General features: G+C 57.5%; 13 protein-coding genes and 1 pseudogene. 2 read left to right on the top strand and 12 right to left on the bottom strand.

What is annotated here, in order from left to right:
- Window position 1 precedes the first annotated feature (1 nt).
- Window positions 2-1,873 carry a DUF2264 domain-containing protein gene (locus ASF29_RS13080; protein ID WP_062451115.1) on the top strand — a complete coding sequence of 624 codons (1,872 nt, stop codon included), beginning with the start codon at window positions 2-4 and terminating at the stop codon, window positions 1,871-1,873.
- Between the two features lie 4 nt (window positions 1,874-1,877).
- Window positions 1,878-3,503 carry an acyltransferase gene (locus ASF29_RS13075; RefSeq protein ID WP_062451114.1) on the top strand — a complete coding sequence of 542 codons (1,626 nt, stop codon included), beginning with the start codon at window positions 1,878-1,880 and terminating at the stop codon, window positions 3,501-3,503.
- A 32-nt stretch (window positions 3,504-3,535) separates the two neighbouring features.
- On the opposite strand, the gene ASF29_RS13070 is transcribed toward ASF29_RS13075, so the two are convergent.
- The 12 genes and pseudogenes from ASF29_RS13070 to ASF29_RS13010 form a co-directional block, all read right to left on the bottom strand.
- Window positions 3,536-4,474, bottom strand: a complete 939-nt coding sequence (locus ASF29_RS13070) for an ABC transporter substrate-binding protein (protein ID WP_062451290.1) — start codon at window positions 4,472-4,474, stop codon at window positions 3,536-3,538.
- 84 nt (window positions 4,475-4,558) lie between these two features.
- Window positions 4,559-5,488, bottom strand: coding sequence for an ABC transporter substrate-binding protein (locus tag ASF29_RS13065; RefSeq protein ID WP_062451113.1), 930 nt, complete (start codon window positions 5,486-5,488; stop codon window positions 4,559-4,561).
- 25 nt (window positions 5,489-5,513) lie between these two features.
- Window positions 5,514-7,310, bottom strand: a complete 1,797-nt coding sequence (locus ASF29_RS25050; protein WP_082453496.1) for an amino acid ABC transporter permease/ATP-binding protein — start codon at window positions 7,308-7,310, stop codon at window positions 5,514-5,516.
- A gap of 22 nt (window positions 7,311-7,332) precedes the next feature.
- A complete protein-coding gene (locus ASF29_RS13050; RefSeq protein ID WP_062451112.1) occupies window positions 7,333-7,875 on the bottom strand; it encodes a GNAT family N-acetyltransferase in 543 nt (180 codons plus the stop codon).
- A gap of 20 nt (window positions 7,876-7,895) precedes the next feature.
- Window positions 7,896-9,083 carry a M20 aminoacylase family protein gene (locus tag ASF29_RS13045; RefSeq protein WP_062451111.1) on the bottom strand — a complete coding sequence of 396 codons (1,188 nt, stop codon included), beginning with the start codon at window positions 9,081-9,083 and terminating at the stop codon, window positions 7,896-7,898.
- Window positions 9,084-9,141: 58 nt separating this feature from the next.
- Window positions 9,142-10,482 carry an LLM class flavin-dependent oxidoreductase gene (locus tag ASF29_RS13040; protein ID WP_062451110.1) on the bottom strand — a complete coding sequence of 447 codons (1,341 nt, stop codon included), beginning with the start codon at window positions 10,480-10,482 and terminating at the stop codon, window positions 9,142-9,144.
- A gap of 21 nt (window positions 10,483-10,503) precedes the next feature.
- On the bottom strand, window positions 10,504-11,505 hold the full coding sequence (locus ASF29_RS13035; protein WP_062451109.1) for an MsnO8 family LLM class oxidoreductase: 1,002 nt from the start codon (window positions 11,503-11,505) through the stop codon (window positions 10,504-10,506).
- Window positions 11,506-11,654: 149 nt separating this feature from the next.
- Window positions 11,655-12,836 carry a YeeE/YedE family protein gene (locus ASF29_RS13030; protein ID WP_062451288.1) on the bottom strand — a complete coding sequence of 394 codons (1,182 nt, stop codon included), beginning with the start codon at window positions 12,834-12,836 and terminating at the stop codon, window positions 11,655-11,657.
- 75 nt (window positions 12,837-12,911) lie between these two features.
- Window positions 12,912-13,841, bottom strand: coding sequence for a sulfurtransferase (locus ASF29_RS13025; RefSeq protein WP_062451287.1), 930 nt, complete (start codon window positions 13,839-13,841; stop codon window positions 12,912-12,914).
- Window positions 13,842-14,107: 266 nt separating this feature from the next.
- A pseudogene (locus tag ASF29_RS24925) lies at window positions 14,108-14,452 on the bottom strand (hypothetical protein); the annotation flags it as partial.
- A gap of 6 nt (window positions 14,453-14,458) precedes the next feature.
- Window positions 14,459-15,019, bottom strand: a complete 561-nt coding sequence (gene msuE, locus ASF29_RS13015; RefSeq protein ID WP_062451107.1) for an FMN reductase — start codon at window positions 15,017-15,019, stop codon at window positions 14,459-14,461.
- 45 nt (window positions 15,020-15,064) lie between these two features.
- On the bottom strand, window positions 15,065-16,243 hold the full coding sequence (locus ASF29_RS13010) for an acyl-CoA dehydrogenase family protein (protein ID WP_062451106.1): 1,179 nt from the start codon (window positions 16,241-16,243) through the stop codon (window positions 15,065-15,067).
- Between the last annotated feature and the right edge of the window lie 106 nt (window positions 16,244-16,349).

Genomic DNA, 16,349 nt, shown 5'->3' with positions numbered 1-16,349 from the left:
CGTGCATCACCAGACCGCCAGCGCCAACCCGCTTTATCACAATCCGCTTTTAACGAGAGACGATCTGGCCAAGGCTGTGCTCGACTTGTTCAACCCCTTGCTGCCGTATTTTTCCGAAGGCGGAGCGCGGGTCCGCTTGAGTGCGACGGGGGCTGTTTTCGATTATCCTGCCGCTGAACTGGAAGGTTTTGCAAGGCCTCTATGGGGTCTCGTACCGCTTGCGGCGGGTGGTTACGACTTTCCGCATTGGGCGCTGTATCGACGTGGTCTGGCAAGCGGCACCGATCCCTCGCATGAGGAATATTGGGGCGATGTTACCGACAGAAACCAGCGGCTTGTCGAACTCGCCGCCATTGGTTTCGCGCTCGCCATGGTTCCCCAGCACATATGGGAGCCGTTGAGCGAGCGAGACAAAAGCAATGTCGGCGCCTATCTGCTGGCAGCGCGGGAGCGGGAGTTCGTCGACAACAACTGGAAATTCTTCCGGGTGCTGATTGATCTCGGGCTGGAACGGGTCGGCGTCGCTTTCGACAGCCAGAAAACGCAAGATTATCTGGATGAGTTGGAAGCTTTCGACATAGGAGATGGATGGTATCGCGATGGCCCCGTGCGCCGCGTCGATCACTATATTCCATTTGCCATGCATTTTTACGGGCTGATCTATACCGCGCTCGCAAACGGGGATGATGCGCGCAAGACGCGCCTTCGCGCACGGTCGCAACGCTTCACGGCAGATATACGTCACTGGTTCGGCCCGGATGGCGCATCGGTCGCATTCGGGAGAAGCCAGACCTACCGCTTCGCGGCCGGAGGCTTTTGGGGAGCACTCGCCTTCGCTGACCTGGAAGCTCTGCCATGGGCGACCGTGAAGGGTTACTATATGCGCCACATCAGATGGTGGTCGAAGCGCCCGATTTGCGATCGAGACGGTGTCCTGTCGATCGGCTACGGCTACCCCAATCTGCTGATGAGCGAGAGCTACAATTCACCCTGTTCGCCCTACTGGGCGCTGAAGTTCTTCCTGCCGCTTGCGCTGCCTCCAGAACATCCATTCTGGCAGGCTGAGGAGGACGACGACGCAGGGGAAATGTTCTCCGAGCCGGTGCCCTTGTCAAAGCCTGGAATGGTCGCGTTCCACACGCCCGGAAATGTCGTTCTTCTCGCCTCAGGTCAGCAGCATGACAAGATGCGCGGCGCGCAGGAGAAATATTCCAAATTCGTCTATTCCACCCGCTATGCCTTCAACATGGAGGCAGATGACCGTCACTTTGCCTCGGCCAGCTTCGACGGCATGCTCGGACTATCGGACGACGGCGTTCATTTTCGCACGCGCGAGACGATGGAGGAGGCGCTGATTGCAGAAGACTGCCTCTATTCCCGTTGGCGCCCGTGGAGCGATGTCGTCATCGAGACATGGCTGATCCCACAAAATCCTTGGCACGTCAGAGTTCACCGCATCACCTCGCCACGGTCTCTGCAAAGCTCCGAGGGTGGTTTTGCCATCCCCCGGGTAGATTTCAACCAGGACAAGGTCGACGTGGGCGCGTTACGTGCGGTGTGTTTCGGAACGGATGATGTCAGCGCGATCCTTGATCTTTCGGCACAGGTGGAAAGGCAGGGCGTGGCCCATCAGGCAATCGCCAACACCAATCTCATTCACGGACGCACGCTCGTTCCGCAGTTGAGAGCCACGATTGCTGCAGGTGAAAAGGTTATTGTTACGGCTGCGATGGCGTTGCCAGCAGGCCCCGATGCGGAAGCCGCTCTCAATGCCCCACCCATTCGCCCAGATATCGAAAAGCTTCGGGCTTTGTTCGAAGCAAAAGGAAAACGTGTCGCGGCCTTCGACCTGAAACATACGGCGCTGGGATGAGATCATGGCCTCTGATACCGGCATGAAGCAACGACGAGCCAGGCTAAACATCATGCCCTGGGAGCGGACGCAAAGCGACATCGATGACGATGATCATCAGGCGCGGCTGCAAAGGCTTGTCGACTATGCTGGTGCCACTTTCGGCAGGAGCGTCTATATCGCCGAAGATGCGCAAGTCCACACCGACCGTGTGAGCATAGGTGACAATTCATGGATTGCAGGTCATGCCATCGTTCGCGGTGATGTGGAACTCGGCAAGAATGTCTCGATCAATCCCTATGCGTGCATTTCGGGGAAAGTCCGCATTGGCAACGACACACGCATCGCCTCTCATGTCAGTGTCGTCGGCTTCAATCATGGGTTTGAGAGTGTCGAAATCCCCATCTATCGCCAACCGCTGACGAGCATCGGCATAGACATAGGCGATGATGTCTGGATTGGTGCCAACGCCGTCGTGCTGGATGGTGCGACCGTCGGCAAGGGCGTGATCGTCGCTGCTGGCGCAGTCGTGAAAGGAAAGGTGCCTGACTATGCCATCGTTGGCGGCGTCCCGGCACGGGTCATTGGAAGCCGAAAGCCGCTCCCGCACGGGCCTAAGCCGGGCGATGTGGGCGAACTGCTCGCCCGACTGGATGCGCAGCTATCCTCCAATTGGCAACAGGCGATAGAGCACTACCGCTTCGATGAACGGTTTCTCTCACCGGACGCTTCCGGGACCACGGACGGCAAGATCAGACATCTTTGCGACGCGATCGAAATCGCATCGGCTTTTGGACACCAGCGCAACCTGTTCGAAGCCAAGTCGGTCATCGAGCAGTTGCAGGCATGGCAGAGCCGCTCGACAGGCCTGTTTATCGAGCCCGGGAGGCAATATCAAAACCCATCCGAGCGTGATCCGTCGGCGCTGTATAATATCCTTTGTGCTGTCTATGCTCTTGAATGTTTCGATGCAGCACCGCTCCACCCCATCTCTTTCGTCGAGGACTTGGATGCAGATGCGCTGGTCAAGTGGCTGGACGATCTCCCGTGGCGGGAGCGCGCCTGGCATTGCGGCGCAACCGTCGATGCCATCGGTACTGCGCTCTATTTCAACCAGCGCTACTTTGGACTTGGGAAAAATCTGACTGTGCTGATGGGTTGGCTAACGCTGAAAATAGATGCACGGTCTGGTTTATGGGGCGATGCAACGCCGCAGGAGGGACTTCTCCAGCCCGTTAACGGCTTCTACCGTTTGACCAGAGGCACATATGCCCAGTTTGGCCTGCCTGTTCCCCATCCGCAGGCCTCGATCGATTCGGTTCTGTTGAACTACGGGAACTATGACGGATTTCACGGCACAGCTTTCAATGCCTGCAACCTGCTGGATACGATCCATCCGCTCCTTCTTTGCGGCCTTCAGACAGACCACCGGAAAGACGAGGTGCGCCAGATCGCCACGGATGTCCTCAAAAGACTTGATGGCCGCTGGGTCGAGAATAAGGGCTACGCGTTTTGCGATGGCCACGAACCGGGGCTGCAGGGGACGGAGATGTGGCTTTCCATTATCTGGCTATGCGCAAAACTCCTCGCGCAAGAGGAAACCCTGTCCTTCAAACCCAAAGGCGTGCATCGGTTCGCGCCCCATCTGTAAAAGCCTGAGGCCATGGCTCTGGCGACTATGCGCTAGCTTTTCGGCAGACCGGGCGGATTGGTCTTCGATTCCGGCAGGGCTTCTTCCGATAGGTGCCACTGCGCCAGAATCTTTGCGTAGTTCCCGTTTTTGATCAGGTCATTGGTGGCAATCGTCAATGCGTCAGCGAGACCGGATCCCTTGCGCGTGGTAATAGCGACGTCAGACCTCTCCGGCCAACCGGCCGAGAGCGTACCGACCCTTTTGATATTCTTGTCACGTGCTGCGATGAAAACCAGCTGAGCATGCGGCTGCACGATCACGTCGGCTCTACCTGCGGCAAGGGCAACCAGTTGCGTTGCCTGATCATCGTAATATTGCAGCTCGATTGGATTCAAACCGGCGGCGACGTTCTCGTCGCTCCATTTCAGCAAGATGCGCTCCTGATTGGTGCCGGCACCCACGATGATGCGAAGGCCAGCGGCGTCTTTGGGTTCCTTGATGGAGGTGATGCCACTATCTGCCTTGACGAAGAAGCCGTGCAGGCCCTGGCGATAGGTGGAGAAATCGAATTTTTCCTTTCGCTGCTCCGTTACACCGACATTGGAAATCACGGCATCATATTTGCCGGATACCAGTCCCAGCGGCCAATCCGCCCAGGCGACCGGGACCAGTTGCAGTTCAAGACCGAGACTGTCCGCAATGGCCGATGCATAGTCCGGATCGGCACCCACCACCGTCTTCGCATCCGTGGCATAGGTCGCGAGCGGCGGCCCGCCGGGCGAAACCGCAACGGTGAACTTGCCCGGCTCCACCAATGGGAAGTCCTTGGGGATGGCGGCGATGGCCTTTTCATCCTTTGCGACCCGGATGCGGCCCGACTGCTCTGGTGAGAGATCGAAAAAATCGCTGGCTGCGGAGGCGATGCAGGCGCTGGCCGATACCAGAAGAAAACTGGCGAACACCCTGCGAAAAGCTGATTTGAAGGTCATGACGGCACTTTCTGTGCGATGAAAAAAGCGGTGGCGCGGCTGGGAGGATGCTCGCGCCACCGGCTGAGTGATTTGCGTTTCAACTCAGCTTTTGGGCAAACCGGGCGGGTTGGTGCGCGCTTCGGTAATGGCTTCGGAGGCCAAATTCCAGCGGGCGAGAACCTTGGTGTAATTGCCGTTTTTGATCTGTGCGTTCACCGCCGCCGTCAGGGCATCTGCAATGCCGGATCCTTTTTTGGTCGCAACCGCAATTTCTGCCGCTTCAGGCCAGCCACCCGAGAAAGTGCCGACAAGCTTGGTTTTCTTCACCTTTGCAGCCTGATAAGCGGATGTGGCGTTAGGGCCAAGATAGACATCGGCGCGGCCGGATTGCAGCGCGAGATCAAGCACGGCCTGATCGTCGTAATATTGCACATCGGTCGGTGCCAGACCCTTGGCCTTGTTCTGCTCGATCCACTTCAACAGGATTTGCTCCTGATTGGTGGCGGCACTGACGATGACCTTCAGGCCCGCAATGTCTTCCGGCTTGGTAATGCTGCCGATCTTGCTGTTGCTGGCGACGTAAAGACCCAGAAGATCGTTGCGATAGCTGGAAAAATCGAACTTCTCCTTGCGCGCTTCGGTCACCGTAACATTGGAAATCACGGCGTCGTATTTGCCGGATGCCAGACCCAGCGGCCAGTCTGCCCAGGCCACCGGCACCAGTTGCAGTTCAAGACCAAGGCTATCGGCAACCAGCTGGGCCACATCCGGTTCGCTGCCGATTGGCGTCTTTGCGTCGCTGGCATAATCGCCCAGCGGGAGACGGTTCGGGTTGGTCGCAACCGTCAGCTTTCCGGGCGTGACGAATTTATAGTCGGCGGGAATAAGCTTGGCCGCGGCTTCCACTTTTTCGACGCGGATACGGCCTTTTTGTTCTGGGGAGAGATCGACCTCCTGCGCATGCGCACCGAGGGAGAAAAATGCCGTGAGCAAACCGCCGCTGATGGCGGACAACCATTTCGATTTGGACATCGAGTGTTTCCTTGTTCGTTGGAATTTAGAGGACTTTTGCGAGAAATTCGGCTGTGCGCGGATGGTCCGGTTTGGTCAAAACCTTCGCTGGCGTGCCTATTTCCAGAATTCTGCCCTGCTCCATGAAGACGACCGTATCGGCCACTTCGCGGGCAAAGCCGATTTCGTGGGTGACGATGATAAGCGTGACGCCGGAACGGGCGAGTTCCTTGATGACATCGAGCACTTCATTGACGAGTTCGGGATCAAGCGCCGATGTCGGTTCATCAAAAAGAAGAACCTTCGGGCGTAAGGCCAGCGCACGGGCAATGGCCACGCGCTGTTGCTGGCCGCCAGAGAGCTGGCGAGGATAGGCACCCGCTTTTTCGGCCAGGCCAACGCGGGCCAGCAGATCGCGCGCTTCCGCTTCCGCCTGAGGTCTGGAAATGCCACGCACCGTCACGGGCGCTTCGATGATGTTTTCCAGAACGGTCAGATGCGGAAAGAGGTTGAAGCTCTGAAACACCATGCCCACTTCGACGCGGCGCTTGAGGATGTCCTTTTCCTTCAACTCATAAAGCGTGTCGCCCTTCTGGTGGTAACCGACCAGTTCACCATCGACAGCGATGAAACCATCATCCACGCGTTCCAGATGATTGATCGACCGTAGCAGCGTGGATTTGCCGGAGCCGGACTGGCCGAGAATGGCGGTAACACTGCCCGCTGGCACCGTCAGCGTCACGTCGTCCAAAACCTTCAGCGCGCCGAAGGACTTGGACACATTGTGGATGGTGACATTGCCACCGCGATTGCCGAGCTGGAAGCTTCCGGCACGCACGGGCACAGGCCGCTCCACCACATCCGGTGTCACGTCGCTTGCCGCGGTGGGCGTCTTGCGTGGCCAGACCGTGCGATAGAGCGTGTTGAAGAAAGATGGTGGCGGATTGCGCAGCGCACCGCGAGAAAAATGCCGTTCGATATGATGCTGGATAATCGACAGCACGGTGAGGATGATGAGGTACCAGACGGTCGCCACCATCAAGAGTGGAATGACTTCGAGATTTCGGCGGTAGATGATCTGGATGGTGTAGAAGAGTTCCGGCAAAGCAAGGATGTAAACCTGTGAGGTCCCCTTCGCCATCAGAATGATCTCGTTGAAACCATTGGGCAAAATGGTGCGCATGGCCTGTGGCAGAATGATCTTGGAGAACTGCCTGCGACGCGGAAGACCCAGCGACGCGGCCGCTTCCAGCTGGCCCTGTTCGACCGAGAGAATACCGCCGCGCACGATTTCCGACGAGAAGGCGCCGGCGTTCAAGGTGAGCCCGATGATCGCTGCCGCAAATGGCGTCATCAGCTGCGTCGTGTTCCAGCTGAAGAAATTGATGCCGGTATAAGGCACGCCAATCGTGATGGTTTCATAGAGATAACCAAGATTGTTGAGGATCAGCAGCAGGACGATGAGCGGAATGGACCGGAAGATCCAGATATAGGTCCAGGAAATAGCCACCAGCAGCGGTGAACCGGACACGCGTGCCAGTGCCAGCACGGTTCCCAGAACAAAGCCGAAGAAGGCGCCCAGCACCGTTAAAAGCAGTGTTCTGCCGAGACCGACGAGAACCGGTTCGGCGAAGAACCATTCCGCAAAGACATCCCAGCCCCAGCGCGGATTGCCGAAGACGGAATTTAAGATCGCGGCGATGATGACGACCGAAAGAACGGTGCCGAAGGTGCGAAGCGGATAACGGGCGGGAACGATGCGAAAATGTGAATAGTCGCCCTTTATAGGCTCCGCCTTTCGCTTGGTCTCTGCAACGTGCTGAAAATCTGACACGATCGTCATGGGGAAAGCCTTTCGTGGCTGTCTAAGCGTGATGGCTCACGGCATGTGTTTCGACCGGGCTTTCGAAGGTCAGCGGTGACGCGACGGAAAGCCATTTTTCGAAGGGCAGGGATTTGATGGCTTCCAGATCGCCCGCAGTATCGAACAGGGCGCGATACCCATTGGTCAGATAAAGGCCGACGGCTTCCGGCTGGCGAAAACCGGTGGTCAAATAGATGCGGGAATATCCCTGGCGGATGGCCTGGCGCTCAAGCTCGACCAGCACTTTTTTTGCCAGCCCCTGACGGCGATGGGCGGAATGTGTCCAGACGCGTTTGAACTCGGCTGTTTCGTCATCGTGGCGCATGAAAGCCCCGCCGCCGATGGCTTTGCCATCCCGCAGCAGCAGCAGAAAATTGCCATGCGGCGGGCTGAAGGCTTCCGGCGGATATTTGCTCAATTCCGCCTTTGCGCCTTCGGCATTGAAAAACGTGCCGTAACGGCTGTCATATTCGAACAGCAATTCGTCCAGCAGCGGCTTTGCCCGCGGATCGAGAACAGATGTGTAAAGAAAACTGTCGCTCATGATGTTGCTTTCGGTGAGGGTCAGGAAAGATAGGTTTCGGCCAGCCGCACCCAGTAATGGGCGGCAGGCGCGATGATGGCGTCGTTGAAATCGTAATGCGGGCTGTGAAGCGATGCGCTGTCGCCATTGCCGACGAAGAGATAGCTGCCGGGGCGCTCCTGCAGCATGAAGGCGAAGTCTTCGCTGGCCGTGCGGGGCTGAAAATCTTCTGCAATCTGCGTTGCCGGGAAATGCCGTAGTGCGACAGTGCGGGCAAAAACCGTTTCCGCCACATGGTTCAGCACCGGTGGAAAGCCGCGATGGAAATCCACCTCGGCTTTCGCGCCGAAGCTTTCGGCCTGCGCCTTTGCCAGCGCAACAAGGCGATGCTCCAGCTTTTCGCGCACGGCTTCAGAATAAGCGCGAGCAGTGAGTTTCAGCTCCACGCTTTCGGGAATGACGTTCGAGGCATTGCCGCCATGAATGGAGCCAACGGTCAGCACCGCCATCTGGCGCGGATCGACATTGCGCGACACGATGCTTTGCAAGGCGGTGATGAAACCGGCTGATGCCAGCACGGGATCGACCGTCTCATGCGGTTCGGCACCGTGGCCACCCTTGCCGATGATGCGAACGGTGGCCTTATCGACGGAGGCCATGGCAGGTCCTTCGACGAAGCCGAATTGCCCGGCGTTGACGCCCGGCCAATTGTGCAATCCAAAAACCGCATCGACCGGAAAACGCTCGAACAACCGGTCGGCAATCATGGCTCTTGCACCCGCGCCGATTTCCTCCGCAGGCTGGAAAATCAGGGTCAGCGTGCCCGAAAAATTCGACTGTTCGGCAAGGTAGCGTGCAGCCGTCAAAAGGATCGTCGTATGGCCATCATGCCCGCAGGCATGCATCACGCCCTGATGCTCGCTCGCATAGGGCAGGCCGGTTTCCTCGATAATCGGCAGCGCATCGATATCGGCGCGAATGCCTATGCGCTTGTCACCCTTGCTGCGTTTCAGGGTGGCGACAACGCCATGCCCGCCCACTCCTTCGGTGACCTCATAACCATAGGACAGAAGGTAGCGCGCAACGACACTGGAGGTGCGCTTTTCCTTCAGCGACAGTTCGGGGTGCCGGTGAAGATCACGCCTTATGGCGATGCTCTCGTCCAGATAGGCAAGGATTCCCCGTTCGGCGTCGTCGCTGTGACGCGCGCCGTTGGTGTGGATATTCATGGTTTTAGACCTCCTGCATGGCAGTGACGCGCCACGCACCTTCCATAATCAGTCAGTCTTATGCGATGGCCTTATCTGCAGCCGTCGATCCGCCGGCATAGACGCTTTCGCGGAACGGCAGTCCCAGATGATCGCGCAGGGTCTGGCCATCCAGATGCGGCTCGAAATAGCCTCGCTGTTGCAGAACCGGAATGACCAGACGAATGAAGTCATCCAGCCCCTCGGCAATGACGGGGAAGCCGAGAATGAAGCCGTCGGCGGCATCGTTTTCCACCCAGCGGATGATCTCGTCTGCTACCTTGTCCGGCGTGCCGATGAAGCCTTCTCGTGGCGTTGCCGCTTCAAGCGCCGCCTCGCGCAAGGTCTGGTTCCTGTCTCTGGCGCGCTGCTTGATGCGGTCCGTGGTTGAGCGGAAGCTGTTCTTGCCGATGTCACCCAGTTCAGGGAAAGGCTCGTCCAGCGGATAGACGCTGAAATCATGATGATCGAAGAAGCGGCCGAGATAGGCCAGCGCATCATCGATGGTGATGAGATTGCGGATGATATCGTATTTCTCTTCCGCCGCCTCCTGCGTTTCTGCAACGATGGGGCCAATGCCGGGGAATATCTTCACGTCGGATGCGGAGCGCCCCTGCGCGACGGCGCTTTGCTTGACCCGTTTGAGGAAGGTCTGATTTTCTTCCAGAGACGCGGAATTGGTGAAGACGGCGTCTGCGTGCTTGCCCGCAAGGCCGATACCGGCATCCGACGACCCCGCCTGGAAAATGACCGGCTGTCCCTGCGCTGAACGCTGAATGTTGAGCGGGCCTTCGACCGAGAAGAAGCGGCCTTTGTGACCCAGCGTGTGCAGCTTTGCCTTGTCGAAGAACTGACCGGTCTCGCGATTGCGCGTGAAGGCGTCGTCATCCCAGCTATCCCAAAGCCCCTTGATGACTTCAAGATATTCATCGGCGATCTCATAGCGGAGCGCATGCTCTGGGTGATTGCGGCTGTAATTCTTGGCCGTACCTTCCAACGGCGTCGTCACCGCATTCCATCCGGCTCTGCCACCGCTGATGAGGTCGAGAGAGGCAAATTGCCGGGCAATGGTGAAAGGGTCGCTGTAGGATGTGGAGACCGTTCCGGCCAGACCGATCTTCGAGGTTACCGCGGCCAGCGCCGACAAGATCGTCAGTGGCTCGAAGCGGTTGAGGAAATGCGGGATGGATTTGTCGTTGATGTAGAGCCCGTCTGCCACGAAAGCAAAGGCGATGCCCGCCGCTTCCGCCTTCAGTGCGTGGTGCTTGAAAAATTTGAGATTGACGCTGGCATCGACCGGGCTCTTGGGGTGACGCCAGGCATTCATATGGCCGCCGGGACCTTGAAGCATGACACCAAAACGGATTTTCTTCTTCGTCATTTCACTGTCTCCTGCCACCTGTTAGGCCGCTGCCGAAAGGCGATGCGTTGCCAGCAATTCGATTGACGCAAGCCTTTGATCCGCACCCACATGCGGCGGCTCGATGATGAATTCCTCGATCCCGTATTCGCTGGCGAAGCTATGAAGCCGCGCGTGGATATCCGCCGCCGTGCCGTGCAGCACATTCGGTTTGCGCTCTTCGATGCGATAATCCGTATCGCCAGACTGGCGGGCGAATTCTTCCGCCTGTTCGCGACGACCGAGATTGAACGCCTTGCCATTGCTGAGAAACACGCGAAAAATTCGCTGATGGGCTACCTGCGCTGCAGCCTGCGCAGGGTCGTTTGCAGCCAGCGCAGACAGGGCCAGAATGGCGGATTTCCCTCCGCTTACGGTTCTGAAAGTCTCCAGACTGTTGCGAAGAACCTCTGGATCACCATTCAGATGACCTGCAAAAACAAAATTCCAGCCATTTACGGCCGCAAGCCTCGCGCTTTCTGGACTGGCACCGAGCAAAAATTTTTCAGCAGCCACTGGTGGCTTTGGTGTTGCTGCCAAGCCAGCGCGCTGCTCCTCATCCGGCGCAGGACCGGATAGGAACCCTTCGAGTTGCGCGAACGCGGTTTCGAAATCAGGTTTGCGGGTGGGGTCGTAAGCCTGCTGCAACGCCGAGGTCGCTAGAGGCAGGCCACCCGGTGTCTTGCCAATGCCCAGATCGACCCGTCCAGGGGCCAGTGACGCCAGCACGTTGAAGACTTCAGCCACCTTATAGGGGCTGTAATGCTGAAGCATGACGCCGCCGGAGCCGACCCGGATATGCGAGGTCTTTGCCAGAATCCACGCAACCAGAGCCTCGGGAGCAGAACCACCCAGTTCAGGCGAGTTGTGATGCTCCGCCACCCAGAAGCGACGATAACCCAATTCTTCAGCCCGTTTTGCAAGATTGACCGTGTCGCGGAAAGCGCTGGAGGCGTTCTGCCCTTCAGGGATGGGGCTCTTATCCAAGAGACTGAGACTGTACATCGTGACCTCGTCCATTGCCGATGCATAATTAGTCTATGGATTTAGTAAACTAATAAAGGATGTTCGTTCTACGTTTGCGTGCGAACGGAAAATATCTATTTCCTGTTTTTAAGGGTTGGGTAACGCGATGCACCATGGCACGGCAAAGATCACGGCCAGGCAAAACGTCGCTTGAGATACAGGCCAAAGAACGCTCCCATTGCGCAAAATGCCAGAAAGACCCAGCCGGACAGGGCGCCTGCGTGGATACCAGACAGAAGAACGCCAACGGTACAGCCCAGTGCCGTCATTCCTCCCCAGCCCATCAACACGCCTCCAACCAGCCGCGAGATGATGCCACCTGATGTTGGCCATGATGGCGTGAATTGCTTCGCGACAAGAGCCGAGGCAAAGCTCGCGACGATCAGACCGGTGACGAAAACACCGTTGGTCGAAAGGATCGTCGTCTTGATAGCGCTGATGCAGCCGCGCACCGTATCAAGCCCGGCCAGCGTTTCTGGTATCAGCCCCTGGCTTGTACCGAAGGTTCTGGCAATGCTGCCGAGCTCTGCGGTCACGCCCAGCGGTGCGACGCGAAAATAGGAAAATGCACTGACGGCTGCAACGAGGAGGCCTGTGACGACTGGTGACCAGCGGTTCGTGAAGATGCGGGATAAACTATGGCCGAGATGGTTTCCATCAGTTGCTGGCGGCACTGCCGGTTTTGATTGGTCTAGAGACAGGACAAGAAACATGAGGCCGAAAAGCAAGAGGCACGACAACGCCAGCGTAGGACCGTATCCCAGATAATGCGGCAGCCAGATCGGCACGTCATCAAAAACGGTGAGCGTGTAAAGAAAATTCCAGCTGAAAAAGGCGAGCAAAAAGCCGAACCCCGCGCCGATGATTGCGATGATTGAGCCAAACGCACCTTCGCCCAACCGATAAAAATGTCCGGAGAGGCATGAGCCTGAGAGCGCGGCTCCAAAACCGAAAACCAATGATGCTACCGCCAATACCCAACCTACGGGACCGATATGCGCATTGGGTGGCAAACGATCCGGCTGAGGCACCGGCACCCATGCCATCATGACGACCTGGTAGAAAACGACACCCGCCAACAGAGCGACCAAAATGGACAGAACGCCATCTGACATTCTGCCTTCCACAAGGTCACGAAGGTTGCAGAGAAAGCAGAAGCGACCACGCTGGAGCACGATGCCAAAGGCGGCACCCGCAGCCAAAGAGAAAGCAAGCTGTCGCCCGTTGTCCTGAGCGGCCAGCCAATAGCTTGACGCAATCAGCACTCCTACAATCAGTGCGGCTGCGTAACGTCCATATGTCAGTGTCATCGATTCACCGGTCGGCAATAAACACGGGTTTCAGCGCACCGGTTCGATGCGCTGACGCCATTTCAATAGGGTTGCTTATTTTCCGGTCCACACCGTTCCGGTCGGGTTGCTGATGGGAACGCCGACCGCATTTCCATATTCGGTCCATGAACCGTCATAGTTACGCACGTCGTAACCGAGGATTTTCTTCAACGCGAACCAGGTGTGGCTCGACCTTTCGCCGATACGGCAATAGGTGATGATGGGCGCAGAACCGTCGATGCCCTTTTCCGCATAGATTTTCTTGATGTCTTCCGCCGATTTGAAGGTTCCGTCCTTGTTGACGATTGTACCCCACGGCACGTTGACCGCACCCGGAATGTGGCCAGCGCGAACGGAGAGTTCCTTGACGCCATCCGGGGCGAATATCTTGCCGGAATATTCGTCGGCAGACCGGATATCAATCAGCTTGATGTTATGCTTGCCTTCTGCGACGGCGACGACGTCAACGAAGCGCGCACGGACCGATGGGTCACGCTCTGCGAGATCAAGCTTTGTTTGTTTGGCGGACTGAACTGTGGTGTCCAGTGGCAGTCCTTCTGCTTCCCACAGCTTACGGCCACCGTCGAGAAGCTTCACATTGCTGCCAAGACCGTAGGTTTCGAAAATCCATGCACCCCATGCGGCAAACCAATTGTTGTTATCGCCATAAAGCACGATGGTCGTATCGTCGCTAACACCAGCCTTTTGAAGCAGAGCCTGGAAGTTATCCCTAGATGCAATGTCACGGCGCTCCTTGTCCACCAGATCCGTATGCCAGTTCAGATTGGCCGCTCCGGGAATGTGGCCTCTTTCATAGACGCCGGTGTCGACGCTGACTTCGAAAATTTTCACCTTGGGATTTTCAAGGTTTTGCTTCAGCCAATCCGCCGTCACCAGCGCGTCGGAAGCGCTGGCTGTGCTGACCGATGCGACCGATAGAAACAGCCCGGTCAGAGCGGATGCAATCGATATAGTTTTGGACACGTTCCCAATCCCCTTGCTTGCCCCAGAAGTCGTGTTCTTCGACATCGTCCCTGCAGCGATCAAACCCATCACACATCCGTCACCGCAGTTGCGACGCTTTGTGTGTGATGGGTAACGTGCCAAGAAAATATCGGAGGACAAAGAAACGGAATTTTATATTTTTCTGAGAATAAAAATAATTCGGTCGAAAACAACCAAAGAACGAAAATTTGAAATTAAGTGCCAATTTCAAACTATAAATCTCTTTATGGTTGTTCCTCAAGCCATCAGGCAGCGTTCGGTGATCGCCGTAAAGACAATGCAGGCACGGCGCGGGAGAAGTCATCGATGATTTGACGATAGTCTTCAGCCGCAAATTCGTAAGGGAGTTCGAGCCTCAGTTCGGAGACCATAGGCAGGACCGGCTCTCGGGAAAGCGCAAAAAGAATCTCCTCGATCCGTCAGTCCTTTTGCGACAGGGCGCTGGCGGGGCACTTGCGCGCTGGCTGCATTACCTGCATCCGCTTGAGAAGAAGATCCGCCGAAGATAATGCCAGAGCCAGTTTTTCGGCACGCCTGTGAGAGTCATCGGCGTCGTGTGCGATGTCCGTGTACTCGGCTTTGCAAATGTTTTGAATCTATTCCGCTGCAATCGCGAGAGTGTCGGATCGACGTTGGAGGAGAAGAGACGCCTCATTGACGGCTTGCCGAACCCGGGCGCTGATCGCAGGCGAGAGGTCCCCTTCGACAAAGTCCCGACCGGTTGCATAGATCGCCGTCGGCGTGACGAAAGCCTCGAAAAAGGCGAACAGTGGGCGAAGCTGATGCTCGACCACGAGGGAATGGCGATCGCCGCCACCCGTCGCCGTTATGATGATCGGCTTGCCGCGCAGGTCTGCTGGATCGAGAAGATCTATGACGTGTTTGAAAAGCCCCGTGTAACTGCCCTTATATGTGGGGGAGCCTATGACCAGCGCTTCTGCATGTATGATCGTCTCGAGCACGCGGCGTCCCTCGGCATCGAGGTCGGCCACCGAGCGTGCGGACGCAAGTGAAGTCCCCATATCCTCGACGTCGAAGACTTGATGTTCGAGGCCCACTTGCCTTGCAAGCGTCTCGGTGACGCTTTGGACGAAACGCTTCGTGCTCGAGGGGCGCGTCGTGTTGCCGGAGAAGCCGACGATCAAATTGTTGCTCATTGAAAATCCTTGAGGTGATCCGGTACCGGATGCGCGCTGCGTGTTTCAAGCGGTCTTGCGAATAGCGATAGTCGGTGTCTGTGCCCGCTCGCTTTCGACCCTGTTCCAGCGCTCGAATGCTGCGCGTCCCAGAATGGAGACGGAGGTGTCTTCCTGGGGTGCGTGGACAAGGACAGACTGGATGTCGCGGAAATGCCGCTCGAGACCGAGATCTGCGTTGAGGCCGGGGTTGCCGATTCCCCGTACTGCCATCTGAGCGGCCTCGCGGATTTGTCTGCCTGCCAGAAGCCTCGCCCGGATCAGTTTCTCTGCGTTGCCGAGATCACCATCCAGAGCGCCGAAGATGATCTGGCGGGCGCCCGACACCAGAAGGTCGATTTCCCCTGACAGTGTGACGAAACGTTCCGTCTTTGCGATGGAGTGGCCAAGATTTGCGGGAACACGCTCGTGCGCAAAACGAATGAAAGCCTCCTGCGACGCCTCGGCAGCGCCCAGATAGATCGCAGTCAAAGCGAGATTAAGTGCGGCGTGGCTGCGATTGTCCTGCTGGGCGACAGATGGATCGACAAGCTCCAGCACGTGCTCGGTAGGCACCACGACATCGGTGAACTCGACGTCATGCGAACCTGTCGCCCGCATTCCCAGGCTTTTCCAGTTTTCGATGATGGTGATCCCGGGTGAGCCGTTCGGTACGATAAAGGTTCCAACGCGTGACTGGACTTCATCCGTGTGTGCCCAGACGAGAAAATGGGTGAGGCCATGCGCTCCCGTTACGAAGCGCTTTTGGCCGGAAATCGCCCAGCCGTCTGCTGTCCGGCGCGCGCGCGTTGCGGGCAGTCCACCACGGGCGGGCGAACCGAGCTCCGGCTCCACGCGAGCCGCGTTCAGCAGCAGGGGCCGGTCTCGGGCCTGGGACAGAAGCTCGCGGTAGAGGTCTTCCGGCCAATGCGCTTTCGTCGCCTGAGCGAGGTGGTTGAAGATCGTCATGGCACTGATGAGTGCCACGGACGGATCGCCGCGGCCAAGCGCTGCGAGAATATGCGCTGCCGTGCTGAGTGTGCCGCCCTGTCCACCATAACGTGTTGCTACGGTACTTTCGAGAAGGCCGGCCTGATGGACGGCGCGAATGCCCGTCCAGGGAAACTGACCGGTCTGATCTGCCTCTGGTGCGGCCTCTGCAACGATACGCACGGCTGCGTCGAGTGCGGTGGGATCATAGGACATGCAGGTAACGACCTTCCAGATGACGGAACCGAGCTCACATGTGCTGAGAGTCTCGGTTTTTGAAAATAAGATATAAGGCTCGCCCGGCGTGAGGCCGGGCGGCGGG

This window comes from Rhizobium sp. Leaf262 (assembly GCF_001422245.1).
GTDB lineage: Bacteria > Pseudomonadota > Alphaproteobacteria > Rhizobiales > Rhizobiaceae > Agrobacterium.
This window is presented reverse-complemented; position numbering and strand designations above follow the sequence as displayed.